The sequence below is a fragment of the Prevotella sp. CAG:255 genome (assembly GCF_000431195.1).
Classification (GTDB): domain Bacteria; phylum Bacteroidota; class Bacteroidia; order Bacteroidales; family Bacteroidaceae; genus Prevotella; species Prevotella rara.
The window spans coordinates 1-691 of record NZ_HF986832.1 but is presented as its reverse complement, the minus strand read 5'-3'; the positions used below and the strand labels follow the sequence as shown (position 1 = coordinate 691).

Below are 691 nucleotides of genomic sequence, written 5' to 3'. Positions count from 1 at the left end.
GGTTGAGGTCGATGCTCTCGCCCATGTAGTCTTGGGCAGGCGAGGGGAATCCGGCACGTATGCCGCCGTCGGCGAACGTCAGTGCAAGCTCCTTCGAGAGGTCGGCCGAATACATTATGAGTTTCATCCCGCGGCCTCCCTTCTTGCCATCTCGTCCCTTACGGTTTCGGCCTCCGAGGGCTACAACCGGGGAAGTTTCACCCTTGCGCCGTTCTCCACTTGGTAAGCCTTCACCTCGTCTACGAGCAGCTGCCAGTCGTAAAGGAACTCTTCCGAACAGCCGTGACGGCGGTAAATCTCCTTCGCGGCTTCAAGTATTTCGGGAGCGCACGAGTCGTCACCCTGGAATACTACGGCAGGAATTTCGTTGTATATGCAGGTTCTGAGCAGTCTTAACTGGTCTTTCATCTTCGTTTTTGTTTCGTCATTTGTCAGTATTAAAGACAATGTCTTTTTGTAAAATAAAGTGCAATATGGCTTTTGTCTCCCGACCGGTTGTAATTAGCAGACAATCAAATAGTTATGTACAGTTCTGCAAAGGCCGTCTTTTACCTTCCGATTTGCCGTGTTTTGGGAAATAAAAGGTGGCATATTGCAGCGTCAAATGCCACCTCTTGCAAAGCGGAAGTTTTGCCTTTGGCTTGCAGGTACTTGCCGAGCCGAAACAAAAGTAACCATTTTCATCCGTAAT

Annotated in this window: 1 protein-coding gene and 1 pseudogene; both read right to left on the bottom strand. The window is 49.8% G+C overall.

The genetic code is table 11. The features are described from left to right. A pseudogene (locus QVO66_RS10435) lies at nt 1-127 on the bottom strand (peptidase S24); the annotation flags it as partial. Nucleotides 128-180: 53 nt separating this feature from the next. Further along, the gene (locus tag QVO66_RS10430) at nt 181-408 is read right to left on the bottom strand and encodes a hypothetical protein (RefSeq protein WP_021855434.1); all 228 of its coding nucleotides are present in this window, start codon (nt 406-408) and stop codon (nt 181-183) included. Nucleotides 409-691 lie beyond the last annotated feature (283 nt).